At 68.9% G+C, this 23122-nt stretch carries 16 protein-coding genes and 3 pseudogenes; 10 read left to right on the top strand and 9 right to left on the bottom strand.

Annotated features, from left to right (window positions below; all coding sequences use genetic code 11):
- The first annotated feature begins 80 nt into the window (after positions 1–80).
- On the top strand, positions 81–1118 hold the full coding sequence (locus FSYMDG_RS02360; RefSeq protein ID WP_013872009.1) for a DUF2889 domain-containing protein: 1038 nt from the start codon (positions 81–83) through the stop codon (positions 1116–1118).
- Between the two features lie 177 nt (positions 1119–1295).
- Entirely contained in the window at positions 1296–1628 is a 333-nt protein-coding gene (locus tag FSYMDG_RS29915; RefSeq protein ID WP_193353084.1) for a hypothetical protein, read from the top strand.
- On the opposite strand, the gene FSYMDG_RS02350 is transcribed toward FSYMDG_RS29915, so the two are convergent.
- Positions 1625–2713 carry an IS630 family transposase gene (locus tag FSYMDG_RS02350; protein WP_013871712.1) on the bottom strand — a complete coding sequence of 363 codons (1089 nt, stop codon included), beginning with the start codon at positions 2711–2713 and terminating at the stop codon, positions 1625–1627. The genes FSYMDG_RS29915 and FSYMDG_RS02350 overlap by 4 nt on opposite strands.
- A gap of 140 nt (positions 2714–2853) precedes the next feature.
- Here FSYMDG_RS02350 and FSYMDG_RS27320 point away from each other — a divergent pair, with 140 nt between their 5' ends.
- From FSYMDG_RS27320 to FSYMDG_RS02335, 4 genes are all read left to right on the top strand, one after another.
- A complete protein-coding gene (locus FSYMDG_RS27320) occupies positions 2854–3315 on the top strand; it encodes a hypothetical protein (RefSeq protein ID WP_131792568.1) in 462 nt (153 codons plus the stop codon).
- A 17-nt stretch (positions 3316–3332) separates the two neighbouring features.
- The gene (locus tag FSYMDG_RS22540; protein WP_050803290.1) at positions 3333–4316 is read left to right on the top strand and encodes an endonuclease/exonuclease/phosphatase family protein; all 984 of its coding nucleotides are present in this window, start codon (positions 3333–3335) and stop codon (positions 4314–4316) included.
- 36 nt (positions 4317–4352) lie between these two features.
- A complete protein-coding gene (locus FSYMDG_RS02340; protein ID WP_237702954.1) occupies positions 4353–4715 on the top strand; it encodes an NUDIX domain-containing protein in 363 nt (120 codons plus the stop codon).
- Between the two features lie 444 nt (positions 4716–5159).
- Positions 5160–6353 carry a hypothetical protein gene (locus FSYMDG_RS02335; RefSeq protein ID WP_013872008.1) on the top strand — a complete coding sequence of 398 codons (1194 nt, stop codon included), beginning with the start codon at positions 5160–5162 and terminating at the stop codon, positions 6351–6353.
- A 245-nt stretch (positions 6354–6598) separates the two neighbouring features.
- Here the strand turns inward: FSYMDG_RS02335 and FSYMDG_RS02330 are convergent, their stop codons facing one another.
- From FSYMDG_RS02330 to FSYMDG_RS02310, 5 genes and pseudogenes are all read right to left on the bottom strand, one after another.
- Positions 6599–7861 carry an IS4 family transposase gene (locus FSYMDG_RS02330; protein ID WP_013872077.1) on the bottom strand — a complete coding sequence of 421 codons (1263 nt, stop codon included), beginning with the start codon at positions 7859–7861 and terminating at the stop codon, positions 6599–6601.
- 155 nt (positions 7862–8016) lie between these two features.
- Positions 8017–8211, bottom strand: a pseudogene (locus FSYMDG_RS02325) (IS982 family transposase); the annotation flags it as partial.
- A gap of 350 nt (positions 8212–8561) precedes the next feature.
- Positions 8562–8831, bottom strand: a pseudogene (locus FSYMDG_RS02320) (SDR family oxidoreductase); the annotation flags it as partial.
- Between the two features lie 146 nt (positions 8832–8977).
- Complete coding sequence (locus FSYMDG_RS02315) at positions 8978–9529, bottom strand: NUDIX hydrolase (protein WP_013872007.1); 552 nt, start codon at positions 9527–9529, stop codon at positions 8978–8980.
- A pseudogene (locus FSYMDG_RS02310) lies at positions 9526–10155 on the bottom strand (NAD(P)-binding domain-containing protein); the annotation flags it as partial. The pseudogene FSYMDG_RS02310 and the gene FSYMDG_RS02315, both read right to left, overlap by 4 nt.
- Here FSYMDG_RS02310 and FSYMDG_RS27810 point away from each other — a divergent pair.
- Complete coding sequence (locus FSYMDG_RS27810; RefSeq protein WP_237702953.1) at positions 10127–10423, top strand: hypothetical protein; 297 nt, start codon at positions 10127–10129, stop codon at positions 10421–10423. The pseudogene FSYMDG_RS02310 and the gene FSYMDG_RS27810 overlap by 29 nt on opposite strands.
- A gap of 111 nt (positions 10424–10534) precedes the next feature.
- On the opposite strand, the gene FSYMDG_RS02300 is transcribed toward FSYMDG_RS27810, so the two are convergent.
- Positions 10535–11479 carry a ParA family protein gene (locus tag FSYMDG_RS02300; RefSeq protein ID WP_085948579.1) on the bottom strand — a complete coding sequence of 315 codons (945 nt, stop codon included), beginning with the start codon at positions 11477–11479 and terminating at the stop codon, positions 10535–10537.
- A gap of 181 nt (positions 11480–11660) precedes the next feature.
- A complete protein-coding gene (locus FSYMDG_RS02295; RefSeq protein ID WP_013872004.1) occupies positions 11661–14282 on the bottom strand; it encodes an ATP-binding cassette domain-containing protein in 2622 nt (873 codons plus the stop codon).
- A 647-nt stretch (positions 14283–14929) separates the two neighbouring features.
- Between FSYMDG_RS02295 and FSYMDG_RS02285 the strand changes: the two genes are divergently transcribed.
- Complete coding sequence (locus FSYMDG_RS02285; RefSeq protein WP_131772061.1) at positions 14930–15952, top strand: hypothetical protein; 1023 nt, start codon at positions 14930–14932, stop codon at positions 15950–15952.
- A gap of 143 nt (positions 15953–16095) precedes the next feature.
- Here FSYMDG_RS02285 and FSYMDG_RS02280 read toward each other — a convergent pair whose 3' ends face one another.
- Positions 16096–16662: a Uma2 family endonuclease gene (locus FSYMDG_RS02280; RefSeq protein ID WP_013872001.1), complete on the bottom strand. Its 567-nt coding sequence runs from the start codon at positions 16660–16662 to the stop codon at positions 16096–16098.
- 305 nt (positions 16663–16967) lie between these two features.
- On the opposite strand from FSYMDG_RS02280, the gene FSYMDG_RS02275 reads away from it, so the two are divergent.
- Positions 16968–20792 (top strand): TM0106 family RecB-like putative nuclease, encoded by a 3825-nt coding sequence (locus FSYMDG_RS02275; protein ID WP_043602802.1) that lies wholly within the window; start codon positions 16968–16970, stop codon positions 20790–20792.
- 285 nt (positions 20793–21077) lie between these two features.
- Positions 21078–22919, top strand: coding sequence for a hypothetical protein (locus FSYMDG_RS02270; RefSeq protein ID WP_013871999.1), 1842 nt, complete (start codon positions 21078–21080; stop codon positions 22917–22919).
- The last annotated feature ends 203 nt before the right edge of the window (positions 22920–23122 follow it).

The following is a 23122-nucleotide window of genomic DNA, read 5'->3' as shown; positions in this document are numbered from 1 at the left end:
GGCCGGCAACCGCGGAGATGACACGGAGGACGTGACGTTGCCAACTTCTCTGCTCCGAACGGGCTGCCACAGAGCCATCGGTGGTTCGGGGTGCAACCCTGGGAAGGGTGACGACGACTGCTCTCCAGTGGCTCTCCCCCACCGGGCCGACCGCTGACACGCCACCGCGCCTCCCCGGCTCGGTGCGCCGTACCAGCACAGTTGACGTCCTGTGCCCGGACGGCACCGAAAGTCCGGTGGTGATCGTCGGCCGAGCACGCGACCTGCGCACCATCGGGGAGCGGGCGGAAACGGACAGCGACGCGCGGGTCGTGGCCGAGGCCGGCGTCCAGGTCACGATCGACTATTTCGGCGACCGGACGGTCACCTCGATCGACTGTGATCCGGCGGTGGCCGGCAGTGACGCGCTGCTGGGCGCCCGGGCCGGATCGGGTTTCCGCACCGCGCTGGACCGGGCCGTGCCCGAGCTGACCGCCGGAGGCACCCTGCTCGGACTGCTCCTCGACGAGGTGCCCGTGGTCATGCTGATCTCGAGTTCGATGATCGTCCGCACCGCCGGAGTGCCGTTCACCGACGTCAGGATGCCGCCGGTCAACGTCTGCGCCGGCTGGGTGGCCGGCGGCGGGCTGGACGTCGCCAACCGCGAGGATCCGTCCGCTCTCCTGGGCCGCGGGCCGAACGCCCCGAGGCTGGAGGACGACAGCGATCCACTGGGCTGGCACGTGGCGCCGCCGTTGCCGCCCGGCAGCATCCGACGGCGGCGCAGGATCGACGTGGCGCCCGGGCCACGGCCGGGCGAGGCCGTGGTGGACGGGCTCTTCCGGGACATCTACCACGACCTGGACGGCTCGGAAGCGATCGTGCACGAGTACGCCGTCAACGCCACGATCGACCTCGCCACCGCGACGATCAACGCGGCGGTGGCGACACCCCGCGTCCTGCCGGGCCCGCAGTGCCCGCTCGCCGCGACGAGCGTCAACCGGGTGCTCGGCCAGCGCCTGCCCGGGCTGCGCAGCGAGCTGCGTTCCTCCATGACCGGGCCGACGACCTGCACCCACCTCACCGACCAGCTGCGCGCCCTCGCCGACATCCACGCCCTGCTCCCGCTGCTGGCCTGACCGTCACGCCAGAAATTCACGCATCTGTTCACTGACCGTCGCCTTTAGCTGACGCTAACGGCACTGTCCGCTCGATAGAGATGACGGGCTCGTGTCGCTGTCCGCGCGCTGTCGGTCAGGAGCCCATCCATGGATCATTCTTGTCCCTCGCCTCGTGGCCGCTCCCTCGTGCGGCGCATGCTGCCGCCTGTACTCGTCGCGGCTCTGGCCGGTGGCCTCAGCCTCACCGGGATCGTCGCGACCCCGGCCTTCCCGGCCTCACCCGACGTGGTGATCAGCGAGGTCCACGGCGGTGGCTGCGCCGGTTACACCACCCGCATCCGTGACATCCAGGGCAGCGCGCACATCTCCCCGCGGAGCGGCCAGTCGGTGTCCGACGTGCGTGGCGTGGTCACCGCGGTGACGGGCAGCGGCTTCTGGTACCAGGACCCGTGCCCGGACGCGGACGACGCCACCTCCGAAGGCCTGTTCGTGTACACGTCCAGCGCACCCACGGTCGCCGTCGGCTAGTGTCCTGAGTCGTTGATTCGCTGGCAGTAGGCGGCGAGGGTCTCGAGGATCTCGTCGGCGGTCTTGGCCCAGACGAACGGCTTCGGGTCCTTGTTCCAGGCGTTGATCCATCGGCGGATGTCGGCTTCGAGTTCGACGACCGAGCGGTGCGTCGATCGGCGCAGCTTGCGGGTGGTCAGCTCCGCGAACCAGCGCTCGACCAGGTTCATCCACGACGCCGAGGTCGGGGTGAAGTGCAGGTGGAAGCGGGGGTGGCGCAGCAGCCAGTTCTTCACCGCCGGGGTCTTGTGGGTGGCGTAGTTGTCCAGGACCAGGTGCAGGTCGTAGCCCTTCGGGACCGAGGAGTCGATCAGCTTGAGGAAGCGCAGGAACTCCTGGTGACGGTGCCGCCGGAAGGTCTGCGCGATCACCGACCCGGACGTCGGGTCGAGCGCGGCGAACAGGCTGGTCGTGCCATGGCGGACGTAGTCGTGGGTCATCCGCTGCGGGGTACCCGGCATCAGGGGCAGCACCGGTGCCGTGCGATCCAAAGCTTGCACCTGCGACTTTTCGTCGACGCAGAGCACGATCGCCTTCTCCGGCGGGTCGAGGTAGACCCCGACCACGTCACGGACCTTGTCCACGAACAGCGGGTCGGTGGACAGCTTCCACGTCTCGACCAGATGCGGCTTCAACCCGAACGCCCGCCACATCCGTGACACCGTCGACTGCGACAGCCCACTGGCCCTCGCCATCGACCGCGATGTCCAATGGGTATCGCCGTTCGGTGGCTTCTCCTCCAACGTCCTCGCGATCACCGCCTCGACCTGGGCGTCGGTGACCTTCCGAGGCGCTCCCGGACGTGCCTCGTCTGACAGGCCCTCCAGCCGGTCGACCGCGAACCGCTCCCGCCATTTCGCGACCGTTCCCCGGGTGATCCCGAGCTCGGCCGCGACCCCCGAGTTCGTCCCACCGTCCGCGCAGGCCAGCACGATCCGCGAGCGCAACGCCAGCGCCTGCGCGGTCTTCCGCCGTCGGGCCCAGCCCTCCAGCACCGCACGCTCAGCAGACGACAACTCGATGGGATCCGCGCTCGGGCCAGGCACCAGCCCATTCTATCTGCACACGAATCAACGACTCAGGACACTAGGAGGTCGCGGTCGGTGGAACCGTCACGGAGTACCGGCCGGGCGGGTCGGGCACCACGAACCTGACCACCACGGAGATCACCTCACCGTCCGTCTCCGTGCTGGGGAGCAGGGCCGTCCCGGCCGCGGCCGTCATCGGCACCGGCACCGGCACCGGCACCGGCACCGGCGGCCGGATACCACCGACCACGGTGATCGACAACGACGCCACGGGCAGCGTCGAGACCTCGGGCACCTTCGACCCCGCCACCGACGGCATCGACTTCTACGAGTCCCTGGAGGGCATGCGCGTCCAGGTGAACAACCCCGTGGCGGTGGGCCCGGCCAACAGCTACAACGAGATCCCGGTGCTCGGTGACAACGGCGCGAACGCGTCCGTGCGCACCACCCGCGGCGGCATCGTGACACGCCAGACCGACGCCAACCCGGAACGGATCATCCTGGACGACGGCGCGCTGGCCGGCTCCACACCCGCCGGGGTGAACGTGGGCGACCACTTCTCTGGCCCGGCCCTCGGCGTCCTCGACCACTCCATTTCCGCAACTTCAAACCGCTGCTGACCAGCGCGATCAGCCGAGTGGCGGGCGGGCTCGCCCCGGAGAGCACCGGCGGGCCGGGCGCCGGGCAGATCTCGGTCGCCACGTTCAACGTGGAGAACCTGGACCCGTCCGACCCGCAGAGCAAGTTCGACGGGCTGGCTCAGCAGATCGTGACCAACCTGGCCGCGCCGGGGATCATCACCGTCGAGGAGGTCCAGGACAACGACGGGGCGACCAACAGCTCGGTGGTGGCCGCCGACCAGACCTGGACCAGGCTGATCAACGCGATCGGTGCCGCGGGCGGGCCGACCTACACCTACCAGCAGACCAACCCGGTGGACGATCAGGACGGCGGTGAGCCCGGCGGCAACATCCGCGTCGGCTTCCTGTTCCGTACCGACATCGGGCTCACCTTCGCCTCCGGCACACCCGGCGGCTCCACCACCGCGGTGGCCGTCTCCGACAGCGGCAACCCCGCCGACCGGGTGAACCTCAGCGTCAACCCCGGCCGGATCGACCCGACCAACTCGGCCTTCAACGCCAGCCGCAAGCCGCTGGTGGGCAAGTTCTACTTCAACTCGAAGCCGCTGCTCGTGATCGCCAACCACTGGAACTCCAAGGGCGGTGACGACCCGCTGTTCGGCCGCTACCAGCCACCGGCCCTCACCAGCGAGACGCAGCGCAACCAGCAGGCGACGGTGGTGCGGAACTTCGTCCAGTCGATCCTGGCGATCGACAGCCAGGCACGGATCGTGGTGGCCGGCGACCTGAACGACTTCCCCTACTCGGCGCCGGTGCAGACCCTGACCAGCGCCGGCCTGACCGACCTACCGGCCACCCTGGCCGACGCAGAGCGTTACACCTACGTCTACGACGGCAACTCGCAGGTCCTCGACCACATCCTGCTCTCCGCCGCGCTGGCCGGCGCCGCGCACAGCTACGACGTGGTCCACGTGAACTCCGAGTTCGCCACCCAACAAAGCGACCACGACCCCCAGGTAGCCCGACTCACCCTGCCCTGAGTTCCGCACCCCAGGGTTTCTCCGTAGCAGGACCTGGTGTCGGTCACCGTACATGGCGGCCGGCACCCTCCGAGTCAGCACCACGGATGCCTCGGCATATGCGGCAATCACAGGCCGGGGGACGCGGCGCTGCGCGAACTCGCCGAGGAAACCGGCATCCCCAGCGACACCATCACATCAGCCGACGATCGGCCGATCCACGTCGGCGTCCACCCCATTCCCGCCAACGACGCCAAGGGCGAGCCGGAGCACCGGCACATCGACTTCCGCTTCCTCTTCCACGCCACTACCGGTACTGGCCAGCTTCAGACCGAGGAGACCACCGACGCGACCTGGCGCAACATCGGCAGTCTCGGCGACGCAACACTGCGACAGCGCATCGCCGAAGCCCTTCGCTGATGCCCGGCCGCCCGTCCTGGCACACGCGACTCCGGACGTGCGCGGGGGCGGGCCTTCGTCACCGCCGCCGAGAGCCGGACAAGGCGGACGTCCCGGAACTCACGAAATCACAGCGCCTGCGAAGTCACAGCGCCTGCTACGGCCGCTCGAACTCCCCGGCCTTCGCAGCACCCAGGAAGGCATCCCACTCACGCGGTCGTGCGTCCTCGACACCGCATGCAACAATCGCACGTCGGAAATTCCCTCTCGACCCGGCGGGCGGAAGCCCGGAGAGCTCCCATCCTCCCAGCTCAAAAGGGCATTTTTGCGTTCAGGAACTCCAGCGGGCAAGCATAAACAGCGGTGCATCCAGGTTACCGTCCCGCCCGCGCTCCCTTGCGCTCGGCAGTGACGCGAGTTAGATTGAGCCCGTTTTCACGACAACGACACGGGGAGTGATGTGGCGTGAATCTGGAATACGCGCAGGCATGGCTGGACGCCTTCTTCACCAGCGGGGAGGCCACCCGGGACTTCTACGCTCCCGACGGCATCTTTACCGATCCGGTCCTCGACCAGCACATCAATGGCCACGAGAAGATGATGCGCCTCTTCCCGCTGTGGTCGATGCCGGACCTTTTCGGCACTCACAAGTTCATCGCCACGAGCTATCTCGGCAACGAGAAGCTCGGTGTATTTCCCTGGGTGTGGCAGGCGAATTTCAACGACAACTTCTTAGGGATGCCGACCGACGGGGTGACGCCCTACATCGAGGGCATCACCGTGCAGGTCTACAACGAAGACGGCAAGGTGACACGGGACTGGACCTACTGGGACGCCATCCAGTGCATCAGGCAACTGCCGTACCCGATCGAGAACCCGCCGGCGACGCCACACCTGTGGCGGGACGGTTGGGATCAGGCAACTGACCCGATGACGGCCCCTCGGCCCTGCCCGCCGGCGCTGGACAAGCTGGAGTGGTCGCCGGGGCCGTACGCGAAGGACCTGCTGGACCAGTTGCGTGTGGTTCCCGAGGGGGCCGAGTCGGTGGCTCGCATGGACCTCGTCGACACAAAGGCCCAGCCCTGGCTTGACGCCTTCTTCATCAGTGGCGAGGCCACCCGGGACTTCTACGCCAAGGACGGCATCTTCGAGGACCCGATCCTGGACCAGCACATCGTCGGCCACGACCGGATGATGAAGCTGTTCCCGCTGTGGTCGAGGCGGGACCTCTTCGGTACCCACAAATTCATCGCCACCGACTACCTGGGTGGCGAACGCCTCGGAGTGTTCAACTGGGTGTGGCAGGCCAACTTTCAGGGCGACCTGTTCCTGGGCATGCCCACTGGCGGGGTGAAGCCATTCATCGATGGGATTACCATTCAGGTCTACAACGACGAGGGCCTGGTGGAACGCGACTGGACGTTCTGGGACGGGATACAGCTCATCAAGCAGCTGCCCTTCCCAATCACCGCTCCTCCCCAGACCCCACACATGTGGCGGGACGACTACAACCCGGAGACGGACGACCTCACCTCGCCCCGGCCGATCCCCGAGGAGCTGCAGAAGCAGAACTGGTCCCCCGGGCCGTACGGCCAGGGGCTCATCGACGCGCTGCGGGCCAAGCTGGCGGCCGACCACCCGTCGGTGACGAGCCTTTAGACAAGTATGTCCGAACGGTTGGGTCGGTCAGTGGTCATAGGCCAATGGCGCTTAGTTAAGCGGCCCGAGCGAGCATGATCTTCGGTGATTGATCATGCTTGGTGCCGGTGTCTGTTGGGCTTTTGACTCGGTAGGCGTTGTGTCGGCCTCGTCTGATGGTGCGTGGGTACGTGCGGTGGAGGCGCACGGGGTTAAGCCGTTCGGTGATCTCTGTGAAGGTTTCCCGGAGCGCGTGCGTGTGGTCCTCAGGGGGAAAAATCCGCCTGGTCGGTGACCTGGCGGCGGACGACGCGTAGTGATCGCATGAAGGATAGCCTGTCCGGGTCGACGTCGGCTTCGTCGGCGGCCTCGCACATGAGACATCGGATTGCGTAGTGGCTGAGGAGCAGCGCCCAGATCTCTTGTTCCACCAGGTCCGGGAGTTTCGAGCGTAGGACGCGGGCTTCGCCCCGCTGGTGTGTCTTAATCTCATCGAAGATGTTTTCGATTTCCCAGCGCTCGTGATAGGCCGTGGCGAGTTCCACCGCTGGTATGTCGGTCTGGTTGAGGATATTGGTGATGAGGCAGATCAGTTCTCCGGTTCCGGATCCTGTGCGGTCAGGCACCGTGTATTCGATGACGCGGACGGGTGTCGCGGAGTCCTCGGGAAAGTCGCGGCCGGCGCGGGCGTCGGCGATGATCTGGTTCCGCTGTTTCCCTCTGATTTTCGGGTTGACGATGATAGAGAGGTAGGAGCTGTCGGGAAGGGACCGGATGACCGGTAGCGTGAGATCGGATTTGACTCGCCAGAGCAGGTCCGCGCCGGTGTCGAGCGCCTGCTGCCAGAGGTCGAAGCTGTAGAAGTAACGGTCGGCGGTGAGGAGCATCCCGGGTTCGCAGGCGTCGAGCAGGGTGGCGGCGAGAGCACGTTCGTCGCTGGCACGGGGACCGACCGCGGCGGAGACGATCGCGTGCGTGCCGCATTCGGCGAGCGCGACGACGTGGACCTGGGGCAGAGCGCTGGCCTTGTGTCCGTTGGTGGACCGCCCGAACCTGGCCACGTTCTCGGGGGTGTCTGCGGCGTCGAGGAAGAACCCGTCGATCGCCATCAGCCGCCGGGAACGCAGCCAAGTGCCCTTGGTACCCAGCCCCGCGACCGGCACAGCGACACGTTCGAACAGGACCTTCAGGGGGGCGGCACCGAGCCTGATCCGTGCCTGCGAGATCGCCCCGGTGGTCGGGACTTTCCAGTCACCCTGCCAGTTCCCCAGCCATCTCAACGCACCGGCGAGTTTACGCATGACTTCTTCGTAGTCATCGTCGAAGAACAGGCACATCGTCATGGTGAAGTACACCATGACCCGGGCTGGCAGCAGCCTGGTACGCCGTTCCTGCCGCTTCGTTTCCACCAGTACCTCTTCGACGAGGTCCCGGGGAACGATTCTGGCGAGCACACCGATCGAGATGCGGTCGGTCAGCCGGTCGTTGTCAACGGCTGGCAATTCAACTACCTGGCGAAGGCGCACCACATCTGGATTCTATCTGCCGACCGGCCGAAATCGCGGCATGAGCACTCCGCCGCCTACTGATCGACGTTGAGGAACGTGACTGGATGCCGTGTTCAGAAGTTGATCGATGCGGGATCGGGCGTTGGCGTGTCGGGATGGACGGACGCCCCTCCAGCCTAATTGAGCGGCATTGGGTCATAGGCGATCAGTGATCGGGTGACGGGCGCGGCGGTCTTGTTGTTGTGCCAGATCGCCGCGGCCATCGCCAGTAGCCGCCGGGCGGCCCGGATCGCGACGCCCTCGAAGGTCCGGCCGCCGTGTTGTTCCAGGTCAAGCTGCCCTTTGAGGGTGTCGTTGACCGACTCGATCAGGCGTCGGCGCGCGCCCACACCTCACCCTGCCGCACGCCGCAGGTCCTCCAGCCGGGCGTACTCGGCCGCCAGGTAGTCCGGGGTGACGCCCAGGGCGACGTTGCGCTGCTGCTGGCGGGCGAACCGGACGGGTCCAGATCGACTCGGCCAGCGTCTTGTCCACCCACGCCGACAGCGTCATCCCGACGGCGGCCGCAGCGGCGCGGGCCTGCTCGAGGGTCGCGGCCCGCACGGACACGTTCAGGTTCGGCATGTCAGACACCATACGGCGGACCATCACACGGTTGATGCGGGACCGGACATCTGTGGACGCCCTGGGTGGTGGCGGGCGCACGAAGGAATGGGCTGCGTCAGCGGCCGCCGCTGACATCGAGGATCGCGCCGGTGACGTAGGACGCCTCGGGCGAGCACAGCCAGGCGATCGCGTGCGCTACTTCGTCGGGTTCCCCTCCGCGGCCCATCGGGATGCCGGGCGCGAGGCGCTCGAGGCGGCCGGGTTGCCCGCCGCTGGCGTGGATGTCGGTACGGATGAGGCCGGGGCGGACAGCGTTGACCCGGATGCCGTCCGCCGCGACATCCCCGGCCAGCCCGATGGTCATGGTGCCCTTGGATGCGGCGTATCGGGCTGCCAAGTCCTTTGCGCAGGCAGTGGGGTCGTGCGCCGTTCAGGGATGTGAGGCGCGTGCGAGGCGCGGGGGCGGCGGTGATGGAGGCCCGCCCCTGCGTTGCGTCCGGGACCGGATGCGCCGGGGCGGCCGGCCGGGCGTCAGCGAAGGGCTTCGGCGATGCGCTGTCGCAGTGTTGCGTCACTGAGGTTGTCGATGGTGCGCCAGGTCGCGTCGGTGACCTCCTCGGTCTGAAGCTGGTGAACGTCGGCGGTGGTGCGGAAGAGGAACCGGACGTCGACGTGCCGGTGGTCCGGCTCGCCCTTGGCGTCGTTGGCGGGGATGGGGTGGACGTCGATGTGGATCGGCTGATCGTCGGCTGATGTGACGGCGTCGTCGGGGATGCCGGTTTCCTCGGCGAGTTCGCGCAGCGCCGCGTCCAGAAGGGTCTCGTCCGAGGTCTCCAGGTGGCCGCCGGGCATGAGCCACGTGTCGAGTGCTCGGTGGTGGATGTGCAGGATGCGTCCGTCGGCGTTGGCGAGGATCGCGCCGGCGGTCGCGTGGCCGCGGAACTCCCTGCGGGAGGTGAGGTCGGCGCCGGTGTCGAGGAGGTCGAGAACGGGCGCGAGGTCGGGCTTGTCCTCGGGGTGGGTGTCGAGGTAGGTGGTCAGGGTGGCGCGGATGTGGTCTGCCGTGATGGCCAAGTTGATCATCTGTTGAAGTAGGAGAGCCAGATCGCCGCGATCGCGGCGCGGTCGGGGGCGGGAACCTCGTGCATACCGGGGGTGAGATCGCCGCGGGTGAGCATCCTGATCCCGGCGAGTATCTCGGCTTGGACCAGGAAGATGAACGGCCCCACGCTGGCGCCGTGCAGGAAGTTGACCGCGTTGCCGCCGTTGGCCAGGTAGAAGTAGTGCCCGGTGGTCTGGTAGCGGGTCACATGGTCGCCGACCGCCGTGCGGGTGTAGACGTCTGGCAGCCCGGTCAGCTCGAGTTCGTCCTCGCGGCTGGTGACGGTGGCAACGTAGGCGTCGTTGCGCAGGTGAGGGAAGTCCTCGCCGTGCAGGGAGACCGCACCGGTCGCGCAAAGGACCAGTCCGGCCCCGTTCAGCGCGCTTTCGCGGTCACGGGCGACGGCGAAGCCTTGGGACAGCGCCTGGGTGCGGCGGACGGGGTCGATATCGAAGACGGTGACCTGGACGCCCTTGGCGTGCAGGAGACAGGCGATCGAGGAGCCGAGTTTGCCGAACCCGATGACCAGCGCGGGGCAGCCGTGCAGGATGTCGCCGCGGCTGCGCATGACGGCCTCGGTGGAGAAGACGACGGACTGGCCGACGAGGCGGACCGCGCTTACCGCCCAGCTCCGTGTCCTGCTCTCAGCGCCCGCCCAGGCCGGATCGCTCTTGTTCGCCGCCAGCGGGCCGGCCGCGTTCGCCGCCCCATGGCGTGATGCCTTCGAGTGGGTCGCGCTCTGTGACGCCCTCGACGACTACGACCAGGCCGACACCGACGTGGCCCGTGAACTCGTCGACTCAGCCGCGTCAACGCTGCTACGACTCACGGCGGACGTGGCCAGCAGGAAGATGTTCCGTAGTGTTTCGTCATAAAGTTTCATCGAATTTAAAGATGATGCGGATGAAGCACCCGTAGCGGCTGGTTCCGCGGCTGGCGTGATCGGGCGTGATCGGATACATGTCCGTTGCGCTCGTGGGCATGTCCTACGAAGGCACGTCCCGCGACTCCGAAGAAGACGACTCCGAAGAAGGCGACGGCGAAGAGGGCCGCGATGACGGGACAGTGTCCTCGACAGCGGCTATGAACTCGGTCGCGAGGGAGGCCAGGGCGTCGTAGTGCCGGTGGTAGCCGTACCGCTGCCGCAGGGTGCCCCAGTCGTTGAACTCCGCAGCCTCCGCGATCTCCGTCGAATCCGGGATCCTGGAGCTGAACACGCGCAGGCCGGTCTCCCTCCCGGAGCGGGCCAGATAGTCGGCGGTCTGCCGGTGCAGCGAGACGTTCGCCCGGTACTTGCTGACGACCAGGCCGACGGCGGGGATGTCCCGGCCCACACTCGCGGCGAACGCCTGGATCCTGGCCCGTATCTGCGGAATGCCGTACGTGGACATGACGTCCGGGATCGTCGGGACGATGTAGCCGTGCGAGATCCGCAGCCCGTTCAGGGTGAGCACGCTCAGGTTCGGCGGGCAGTCCACGAGGATGTAGTCGTAGTCGTCGGCGACCTTCTCGATCTGCCGGTGCAGCAGTTCCACCGGGCTGTGGCCGCCGGCGGTGGGCGCCCCGACAGGCGACAGCAGCCTGTCCTGGAGGTCGATGAGGTCCAGCGAGGAGGCCAGCAGGTCGACCCGGGTGACGCTGCCCACCGGGGAGACGTCCCGCTGCAATGCCTGGTGGATGTCGAAGAGGCCGCCGGCCGGGCCTGGGTCCACCGCGTCCCGGAAGAGCGACGCGAGTGTCTGGCCGGAGTCGTTGAGCTCCTGCCAGCGCACTTCGCCGATCATGAAGATGGTCAGGTTCGTCTGCGGGTCCAGATCAATGATCAACACTCGCTTGCCGTGTTCCCCGGCCAGGATCTCCGCCAGCGCCGCGGTGATCGTCGTCTTGCCGACGCCTCCCTTGAGGTTGATCGTCGAGATGATGTGCGTCAACGTCGTTCCCCCGCCTACCCTCACCGGCGCGGGGTCGCCGCGGTGAGATCCGACCAGATGAACCGCCACGATAGCGCGCACCTCTGATCATGATGACGGCCCGGGACGTGCTGATGAACCCACATCCGTACCACCGCCTCTCCGGTCACGCGGGGAGCCTTCCGATCGCGGATCCGTCACCTCAGGATGACGGATCCGCGATCGTCCTGCGCCGACTCACCTTCGGCTCGATCCGGCGGATCATGTACGCGGTCAGTACCAGCGCGACGACACCCACCCCCACCCCGGCGAGGACGTCAAGGAGCCAGGTAGATCCGCTGTGCTCCCACAGCGGATCCGGCGGATCGCCCCGGGGCCCGACGCGGCCGAGCTTGGCGACCTCGTTGAGGTCGGCGGTCGAGCCCAGCGCGGCAAAGCCCCAGCGGGCCGGCGCGATCCAGCTCACCTGTTCCAGCACCGGCCGTCCCACCGCCGACACCAGGCCCCCGGAGAGCACAAGCTGGGCCATGGTGACGAGCACGAGCACGGGCATGGTCTTGTCGGCGTTGTCCACCAGCGTCGACACCAGCAGCCCGATCATCATCGATGACAGCGCCGCCACGACCACCGCGATCAGACACTCCCCGAGGGGCGAGCCGAGCAGTACCGCATTGGCCGGCAGGCGCCCGAGTAAACCGATCAGGGTGAACACCACGCACTGACAGGTGGTGATCGCGGCCAGAACCGCGATCTTCGAGCCGAGGTAGGCGGTACGCGACAGGCCGATCGTGCGCTCCCGCCGGTAGATCGGCCGCTCCTTGACGATCTCGCGCACGGAGTTCGCCATTCCCATGAAGCACGCACACAGCACGAGCACGACCAGCACCTTGGTCGCGTCCGGATTGGGCTCCGGCAACGCCGCCAGACCGTCCTTCGCCGGGATGACCCTTGGGATGATCCCGAGCAGGAACGGGAACGCGATGATCAGCCGCAGGTAGGAGCGGTCCGCGAACACGACCCGCAGATACCGCCTGACCAGCGTCGAGAGCTGCGCCATCACCGGCTGCTGGCGGATGCCGGGCAGCAGCGCCGGCGGGCGGCGCACGACCGGCGCGACAACAGCGGACGGGACGTAGTACTCGGACGCGCGGAAGCGGGCCGCGAGCACGTCGCCCGGGGTCGCCTCCAGCTCCCGGAAGACGGCCACGAACTCCTTGAAGTCCTTCTTGCCGAAGAAGCGCAGCGCACCTTCACTCGGACCGAAGTAGGCCACATGGCCGCCGGGAGCGAGCACCAGCAGGTAGTCACACAGATCAAGGAACAAAACGCTGTGAGTGACCACAATCACCGTGCGGCCCTCGCCCGCGCTGCTGGCACCACCGCCCGCGGCGCCGGCTGTGCCGTCACTGCCACGGGCGAGCCCGTGCAGCGCCTCCATCACCGACTGGTCGTTCGCCGGGTCGAGGCCGGAGGTGGGCTCGTCCAGGAACAGCAGGGTCGGACGGGTCAGCAGCTCAAGAGCGACACTGGTTCGCTTGCGCTGCCCGCCCGACAGCCGGCTCACCGGCGTGCCGGCATGGTCACGCAGCCCGAGCTGGGCGATGACCTCCCGGACCCGGCTGCGCCGCTCCTCCACCGTCGTGTCCGCGGGGAAGCGCAGCTCGGCGCCGTACTCCAGAGCCTGGCGGACGGTGAGCTGACCGTGCAGCGGGTCGGCCTGCGGGACGTAGCCGATCCGGCGACGCAGCTCGTCGTACTCGGCGTAGAGATCCCGACCGGCGTAGCGGACCACACCGGCATCTGCCGGGCGGAACCCGGTGAGCGCGTTGAGTAACGTCGACTTGCCCGCGCCGCTCGGACCGACCACACCGAGCAGCGACCGGGCCGGCAGCCGGAACGTGACGTCGTGCATGAGCTGCTTGGGGCCGGCCCACACCGACAGGCTCTTCACCTCGAAGGTGACGTCGCCGCTGTCGACGTACTCGACCAGCGTGCCACCGTCGAGCTGGAACAGGTGATGCCCGATCGCAATGACGTCACGCTGCGCCACGAACGCCTGGGCCACCCGCTGGCCGTTGACGAACGTGCCGTTGGCCGACCCCAGGTCGACGACCTCGACGGCAATACCGGCGGTGCCGTCCCCGCCCGCACCGTTACCGTTCCCAGCGACGATGCTGCTATCGGCCCTGCTGCCATCAGCACCGCTACCGCCCACGCCGCCGCCGCCGACCCGACGCTGAGGGCCGACTCGGAGCTGGGCGTGGTGTCGAGAGGCCAGTAAGTCATCCACGACCACGTCGTTGTCCTGGGAGCGGCCCAGCATCATCCGCCCGGGACGCAGCCGGTGGACCCTACGGTCGTGGCTCACCACCTGATGTTGGAACGTCGACGCGTCGTCATCGGCCGCACCGGCCCGGACCACCCGTCTGGGCTGCGGGCCAGGGGGGTCACCGGCGCCGGCCAGCGCGGTCAGCGGGTCGCCGGGCTGCTCCGTGCGGCCCGGCGGCTCCGGGCGGGAATCGGAGCGTGGGACAAAAACGATCTCTGGTCCGTCCACGGCGCCGAGCCGGATCCGGACCTGCTCACCACGCGTGGTGACGTTGACATTGCCCACCCGCCTGCCATCACACCACAGGCCGTTGGCGCTGGTGTCGCGTACCAGCCAGCCGTCGGCACCCGACTCCAGGATCAGATGCCGGCGGGACACGCGCCGGTCGACAACGACGACGTCGGCCTGACGCGCCCGCCCGACCACGTACGGTCCACCACCCGCAAGGACAACCTGACCGTCCGGGGTGTTGACCTGCAGCGCGGTCCCATCCACCTGCGTATCTCCCCCCGTGGCCGGAGGTTGGTGGCCACCGGGCCAGTCGCTACCGGCGTCCTTCGCCGGAGCGATCATAACTGCCGCATCCGGACGGAATCGGGGGTTTCGACCGAACGGACCGACTGACAGCAACACGGCCGACAGCGCTATGACAGACGGTACAATCTATGACACAACGAGTGGTGCAATCGATGCTCCGGCGGCTCGGTAGATGGCCGCGACCAGCGGCACGGGCGGCGAGACGGTCGGATATCCGACATCGAATGCCAGCTGCCGGATGCCGTGCGTCGACGCCGGGCCCTCCCTGCCGTGTCGCCACCAGCCGGGTGGGAGCCTCCGTTCGTCGATGACGAACGATGCCGTCGGCGCCGGGTCCATGCCGTTGCGCGTCCGTGTCGTCACCTTCGCTGTCGTCACCTTCACTCGAGCGACAATCTCCGTCCCGGAGATCATTCGATGCCGCAACATGTACGCTGTCCCCGTCCGGGGGAAAACTTCAGGAGAACTACGGAGCGGCCCCCTTGTCCGTGCTGAAACGGTTTCACGTTCTGACGGCCGGAATTATCTTCTGTACGACACTGGTCGGACTGGCCGTGTGGTCGCTGCCGGACATGACAGGCCGCCCGCCGGCACGACAGCCGGCAGTGACGTCCACTACTGCCAGCGCTGCCCCCACTTCCGTCCCCACCGGCACCAGCGCGGCTACGACAGGCGCGTCCGACACCGTGGAAAAAACCGGCGACACGGCTACCGGCGCGGCCAGACCACCCGGTTTCGGCCAGGCCGGCAAGCTCGTGTTCGGCCTCGGCCCCTCCCTCGACAGCGACGCGACCTCACCCGTCGCCGACCAGCTGGGAATGTTCACGACCTGGTACAACAGTCCCAATGATTTCGGTTTTCTCACCAACTGGTCGAAGGACCTGATTCCGCAGGTCTACACCGGTGGACGCGCGATCCACCTCGTCGTGTGGCTCGGCGGGGCGGGCAGGGTCGCCACCGTACAGACCAGGTACGGGCCGGCCTGCGGGCGGGACTACCCCCTGTCGTCGTCGTTCCTCAGCGACACCCGCCGGCTCGCCCAGATATTCGGCGGCGAGGCGGACGGGCCGCCGCTGTACGTCACGCTGTTCACCGAGCTGCAGACCTACCCGTGCAAGGCCAACACCTGGGCCGCCACCCCGGAAGTGACGAACTACTACCTGAAACTCAAGGACCAGTACACCGCCGCGATGGACATATTCCACTCGATAGCGCCGAACGCCCGGGTCTCCCTCGGCTGGGGCGGCTGGCAGGCCCGCTGGGACGACCCCGGGAAAGGCGGCGGGAAATCACTGATCGGACATTTCGACGACGTACTGCGGCAGTCGGACTTCCAGAGCTTCCAGGCGATGGACTCGAAGAACAACGTCAACGACATCCGTGACATGACACGAATCCTCGGGAAATACGGTCCGGTCATGGTGGCGCACTACAAACCCGACGACGGCTCGCCAGGAACCTGGCACAGCGATCTGCGGGCGATTTTCACCGATGACTACATACGACAGGTCACCGGCGCCGGCCTGTTCGCGTTCAGTCTGATGGACAGCAAACACCTGACCGCCAGCGCAGAATCGCTGCGGCTCGTCCGCGATGCCGCCACCCGCTACGGCACCCGAACCGACTAGCGGATACGCAGAGTTCGCCGTCGACCACAGTGCGACCGATTTCCTGCCATGTCAACTTCTCGACACGGCCCACAAGGTCCTCTCGCACGCGGAGATCCAGTGTCACGTTGTCGACGACGACGTCGGCGACGTCGGCCTTCCGGTCAGAGTCGGCCGAGGTCGAGTTTCACGGGGAAGGGCGCCGTGGTGTCGAGTACGCCAACGAACACCTCCGCGTTCCGGTAGGTCCTGGTCGCCGGGTCGAGAACATGGGAATACACCAGCGGAGCACCGGTGGCGGACCCCTCGATCCGCCAGTAGTAGGCAATGCCGGCCCGGGCGTACTGGTCTGCCTTCACGATTCTGTCCGTGGTCTCCGAACCCGGCGAGACGATCTCCGCGATCAGCAGCACGTGCTCCGGGCGGGTGGGCGTGACATCGATCGTGTCCGAGCGGTACACCACGACATCCGGACGCCGATTGGTCAGCGGCACGTCCTGCAGCCGGACGTCGAAGTCCGTGTCGGCGTTCCAGTCCGCCCCGCCGGCCGCGTCCAGAGCGTTCGCGATGATCCGGGCCAGCCGGTTGTGCCGCTTGGAGGCGCTGGGGCTCACAACGATCATTCCATCCACGATCTCAATGCCCGCGCACTGCTCCTCGGACCAGGAGTCGTACTGCTCCGCCGTGATCTGCTCGTGCATCCAGGCGGGAGCGACCATCTCCGCGGCCATGGCACACCTCCTGCGAACCCGCGCGGCAGACCTGGGGCCGTCTGATGCCGGAGCCATCTGATGTTGGGACGTGTCTGACGCCGCGTGCCGCTGAGATCAAGCATACCGTGGGCTCCCCAAGGTCCCCGCGGTACGCGACCGGAAGCGCCGCGATCGAAGTCGCCAGGCAGCGCAGGGACTCCGGGGGCGCCGGTTTTCTGTTGCCTCCCAGCAACCCGGGATTCGGGGCGGGATGATGGCCGCGGCGCTTTCCACGAACCCGGCAGGCAACCCCGGGAACGGGAACCCGGGCGATGTGGGGGAACATGCAGCGGTTCGACGACCGGTGGGTGGTGTCGGCGAGCGACGTCGTCGACGCGCTCGAGTGCGGGCATCGACTCGCGCTGTCGCACGCCCACGCAGCCGGGGTACCGCTGGACGACGCCAGCACCGGCGAGCCGATCACGGCCGGTGAAGCGGACGAGCTGCTGGTCCGCCACGGTGACGCACACGAGCGGCGATGGCTCGCGCATCTCGTCGGCCTCTTCGGCGCCGACGCCGTCGCGACGATCGAACGCCCCGAGGGCGGCCTGACCGCGCTGACGGCGGCCTGGGAACAGACCCGCGCCGCCGTCGCCGCCGGTGCCGCCGTCAGCTATCAGGCGGTGCTCTTCGACGGCTCCTACCAGGGACGGCCCGACTTCCTGATCGCCGCGCACCTCGACCCGGTCACCGGCGCGCGCACCGGCGAGGCCACACCCGGCCGTTACGAACCGTACGACGCCAAGCTCGCCCGGCACGCCCGCCCCGCGGCCGTCGTGCAGCTGGCCTCCTACGCCCGGGCACTGCCGGCGATCGGGGTGGCCGCCGCGCATCGCATCCACCTGTTACTCGGCGACGGCCGGCTGGAGTCACTGCGGGTCGAGGACGTCGCACCCATGGTCGACCACGCCCGGGGCAGGCTGACCGCGCAGCTCGCGCGCCCGCCGGCAGTCCCCCAGCCGTCCTGGGGCGATCCGCGGCCCGCCTGCGGGGCCTGCGCGTTCACCGCCCACTGCGAGCGGGGCCGGGAAGCCGCCCGCGACCTGTCGCTGGTCGCCGGCCTGCGCACGGACCAGCGGCGCAAGCTGCGGACCGCCGGTATCACCTCGGTCGAGGACCTTGCCGCCGCGGACGACGAGCGGCGTCCCGCCTCGATGGCGGCGGCGACGTTCGCCGGGCTGCGGCTACAGGCACAGCTACAGATCATCCAGGACGCGACCCGCACCGACGACGACCGGACCGGCACCGTGACCGTCCGGGTGGTCGCGCCGGACGGGCTCGCGTCCCTGCCCACACCGGATCCCGGCGACATCTACTTCGACATGGAAGGGGATCCGTACGCGCTGGACAACGCCGGCCTGGAGTACCTCTTCGGTGCCGTCACCCTCGACGCAACCGCTGTCGGCACAGATGCTGTCGGCGCAGCCGCCGACAGCGGCGACGACACGGGCCGCCCCGGCCACGGCCCGGCGGCGGGCTTCACCACCGACGCCGTGGAGGTCTTCCACCCGTTCTGGGCGCACGACCGCGCCGAGGAGAAGCGCGCGTTCGAGCAGTTCGTCGACTGGGTGTTGCGCCGACTCGCGTACCATCCCCGAGCGCACATATATCACTACGCACCGTATGAGCCGAACGCGCTCAAACGGCTCGCGGCCAGACACGGCACCCGCGAACGGCAGGTGGACGCCCTGCTCGCCGGGCACCGGCTGGTGGACCTGTACACGGTCGTCCGACGCAGCCTGAAGATCTCCCAACGCTCGTATTCGATCAAGTATCTGGAGCCGCTGTACCTGCCGGGGGCTCGCGGCGCCGAGGTCAAGACCGCCGTCGACAGCATCGTCGCCTACGAGAACGTTCTGGCCCACCGCGCGGCCGGCGAGCAGGCGGCCGCCGAGCACGTCCTCAACGAGATCGCCGAGTACAACCGGGTCGACTGCGTGTCCACCCACCGTCTGCACCGCTGGCTGCTCGACCTGCGCGCGGCCGAAGGGATCATGCACGCGCCGGCGGCGGACGCCGGGGAGGGCGCCGCCGACACACTGCCGGATCCCGCCGACGCGACCGTCGACGCCCTGGTCGCCGGCCTGCCCGAGGACCCGGCGACCTGGAGCGACGACGAGCGGGCACAGGCCCTGCTGGCGGCTGCCGTCGGCTACCACCGGCGGGAGAACAAGCCCGCCTGGTGGGAGTTCTTCGCCTGGCTCACCGCCGACCGGGCCGCGCTGGAGGCCGACGACGGCTGCGCCGTCCCGCTGGAGTGGACCGTCGTCGAGGGCTGGAGCGCCCCCACCGGACGGCAGAAGAAGGCCCGGCGCGGCCTGCTCGCCTCGCTCGACCCCGACCACACCCATCCGTTCACCACCGGCGAGCGGGTCCGGCTGCTCTACCCGGACACCGTCGGTGACGGTGGCACTGTCGGGCCGGTTGGTGACGATGGCGTCGCCGTCCGCACCCGGGATGCCGAGATCGAACGGAGCGAGCCCGACCGGCTGCTCGTCCGGGAGATCGCGGCACCGGAGGACAACAGCGCCGAGCCACCGCTGGCAGTGCTGCCCGGCCCACCAGTGCGCCCGGAGCCCAAACCGGCCGCGATCGCCGAACTCGCCCAGATGGTGGCCGCCGTCCTGCCCACCCCGCATCCGGTGCCCGCCCCGCGGCAGGCCGAGCCGGAGCCGCCGGACGGACCGGAGCCGCCGGACGGACCGAAGCCGCCGGACGGACCGAAGCTGCCGGACGGAGCTGCCATGGACCTGCTGCGCCGACGCCCGCCGCGGCTGGTCGGCCGGCCCGCCGGGCGTGCCGGACTGCCGGATCCGGCCGAGCACGGCGGGGATCTGATCGCCACCGTGCTCGCCGCCGTAGACGCCCTGGACAACTCCTACCTCGCGGTCCAGGGGCCGCCGGGTGCTGGCAAGACCTACCTGGCCGGCAGGCTGATCCGCCACCTGGTCGGGGCGGGGCGCACCGTCGGAGTGTGCTCGACCAGCCACAAGGCGATCGAGAACACCATGCTCGCCGCGATCGGCCCCCCTACCGCGGTAACCGCGGACGATCCGGTGTCCGCGGACGGTACGGCGACCGCCGGCCGGGGTGTCGCCGCGGCGAAGAAACTGCGATCCGGCCGGAAACCCGACCCGGACACGCCGTGGGACACCCCGCGCGACATCCGGGCGCTGGCGTCCTGGCGGGCCGCGCACCCGGACGGGCACCTCGTCGGCGACACCGCCTGGGCGTTCGCCAACCCGGCGCTGCGCGCGGAACCGTTCGACGTAATGATCATCGATGAGGCGGGGCAGTTCGCGCTCGCCGACACCCTGGCCGTGGCCGGCGCCGCGCGCAACCTCGTGCTGCTCGGCGACCCGCAGCAGCTCCCGCAGGTCGTCGCGGGCATCCACCCGGACGGCGCGGACGCCTCCGCCCTGTCCCACCTGCTCGGCGAAGAGGAGATCATCCCGGCCGAGTTCGGCTACTTCCTGGACCTGACCCGGCGGATGCACCCACAGGTGTGCGCGCCGGTGTCGGCGCTGGCGTACCAGGGACGCCTGCACGCGCACCCGGTCGCCGCCGGCCGCCGCGTCGACGGTGTGGCAGCCGGCCTGTACCTGCACGACGTGGTCCACCATGGCAACACCACCCGGTCCGATCCGGAGGTGGACGCCGTCCGTGACCTGCTCACGGGCATCCTCGGCCGGCGCTTCGTCGACGGCGCGGCCGAGCGCGTCCTGCGCGCCGACGACGTGCTGGTGGTCGCCCCGTACAACCGGCAGGTACGCGCGATCGAGCACGCACTGGGCAAGGCCGGCATCCACGGGGTCCGGGTCGCCACGGTGGACCGCTTCCAGGGGCAGGAAGCGCCGGTGGCGATCATGTCGCTGACGACGTCCAGTGCGGCCGAAGCCCCGCGCGGGCTGGACTTCCTGCTCTCGCGCAACCGGATGAACGTCGCGCTCTCCCGGGCGCAGGTGCTCGCGGTCCTGGTGATGTCACCGGCGCTGCTGGACGCCGCTCCCCGGACGGTGGACGAGCTGCGCCTGCTCGCGGGTCTGGTACGGCTGCGGGCCGATGCCCGGACCGACCTCACCGACCAGGTGGCCGCACCGGTCAGGTGACGATACCGGCCGGACGACCAGTCCCGTCAGCCCTGGCCGGACCTGTCGTGTTTGTCGGGTGGCCGCGCCGGTCAGGCGGTCGGGCCGGCCAGGTGCCTGGCCCGAGCGGGCGACACGCCGAGAGCCGGATGTAGTGCAATCAAACATCCCATTGCCAGACAAGTTATCGTTTTTCGGTAACAGATCCGCCGTATCCGCTGTATCAGCAGTGACGTAAGCTCCTGCCGGTCCGATGCGTTACGGGACGTCCACCTGGATCGCTCGCATCGACTCGAGGAGATGCCCGTGACCACCACCGACATCGGCGCCGGCGTCCGGGCCGCCCGCGGCGGCGCCGGCTCGACGCCGACCCCGGGGCTGGATCCGGGGCCGCGCGATGTCGAGCCCCGCGGCCCGGGGCCGGGATCGCTGCCGCCGCGGGCGCGCCCGACGCGGGCGCGGCGGTGGCCGGCCGCGCTGGCCGTCCTCGTCGCGTTCTGCGGGTTGTCCGTGCTGCTCTTCCGCGACGGCTGGACCGATCTGGGCGGGACGGTCTACGGCGGCGGTGACGCCGTGTTGTTCTCCTGGTACCTGGGGTGGACGCCGTACGCGCTCACGCACGGGCTGAACCCCTTTGTCACGCAGTTCCTGAACGCGCCGGACGGCGTCAACATCATGTGGAGCACCGGCGTGCCGCTGCTCGGCGTGCTGGCCGCGCCGATCACGATGCTCGCCGGCCCGCTGGTGACCTTCCACGTGCTCACGACGCTGGCGCCGGCGCTGTCGGGCTGGGCGATGTTCCTGGCGGTGCGCCGCTGGACGGCCGCGCTGCCCGCCGCCGTCGCCGGGCTGCTCTACGGCTTCGGCCCGTACCTGATCGGCGCTTCCTACGGGCACCTGCACCTGTCGTTCGTGCCCTTCCCGCCGATCCTGCTGCTGCTCATGGACGACCTGCTCGTCCGGCAGCGCAACATCCGGCGGACAGGCGTCCTGCTCGGGGTGGCCGTGGCCGCCCAGGCGCTGATCAGCGAGGAGGTGCTGGCGACCTCGGCGGTGGTCGCCGTCGTCGCCATCGCCATCCTGTGCCTGCAGTACCGCGACCAGGTCCGCGCCCGCGCGGGCGCGGCCATCCGCGGGCTCGCCATCTGCGCCGGTGTCGCCGCGGCGGCGCTGGCCTGGCCGCTGGCCACCCAGTTCTTCGGCCCGCAACGGGTGCACGGCTCGATCCAGCCGCCGGACGTCGCCGTCTCCGACCTGCTCACGTTCGTCACACCCACGCCCCTGCAGGCGTTCGGGCCGGACTTCGCCGTCCGGGAGAGCCTGACGTTCACCGGCAACGCGGTGGAGGTCAGCGGCTATCTCGGCCTGCCCCTGCTGGCTCTGCTGCTGTTCATCGCGGTGCGGTTGCGGCGCAACCGACTGGTGGCCCTGTGCGCGCCGTTGGCGGTTGTCGCCGCGGTCCTCTCACTCGGCCCGCATCTGCACGTCGGCGGGCACAACACGGGTATTCCACTGCCGTGGCGCGTGCTGGAACTGGGGCCGGTGCTGCACAACGCGCTGCCGTCCCGGCTGTCGCTCTACGTCGTGCTCGCGGCCGGCATCATGATCGCCATATGGCTGGACCAGGCACGGCCGCCCCGGCTCCGCGCTGTCACCATCGGTGTGTCCGTCGTCGCCCTGGTTCCGCTGGTGCCAGCGTCCCTGCTCGCCTTCTCGCCGGCCACCCCCGCGTTCTTCACCGGCTCGCAGGTGAGCAACGCCCTACCGGGGGGATCGACCGCGCTCGTCGTGCCCTACCCGTATCCGCAGCAGAACGTGGCGATGCTCTGGCAGGCTCAGGCGGACTTCCGATTCGCCATACCCGGTTGCTACTGTACGGTTCCCGATCGTAACGGACGTTCCAGCTTCCACCCGGAGCCGGACCCGCTCAACTCGGCCCTCATCGCGGTCGCGACCGGCGCCAGCACCGCTGACGACGCGCTGCGGCAGCCCGGGTTGCGGGCCACCTTCGACCGCTTCGACCTCGACGCGGTCATCCTCGGCCCGAGCGACCATCGCGACGAGCTGGTGAAACTGCTGACCGAGTTGGCCGGCGGCCCCGGCCGCCACGTCGACGGTGTGGATCTGTGGTTGCTCGACACACCCTGACACCGCGACGTCCTGGCACCACGATGCCATAACGTCGCAATGTCTTAACGTCGCAATGTCTTAACGTCGCGGTGCCATAACGCCGAATGTGCCTGGCGGGACGCGGGTAGGTCGTGTCCGATGGATGTTGGTGGTTGCGGGTGGCTGTCTCGGCGCCGTCCGCACGATCGGCGTCCGTCGGAGGCGGCCTGAGCCAGGACAGG

The sequence above is a fragment of the Candidatus Protofrankia datiscae genome (genome assembly GCF_000177615.2).
GTDB lineage: Bacteria > Actinomycetota > Actinomycetes > Frankiales > Frankiaceae > Protofrankia > Protofrankia coriariae.
Note: the sequence above shows the minus strand (reverse complement) of the source record. Positions and strands in the feature narration are given on the sequence as shown.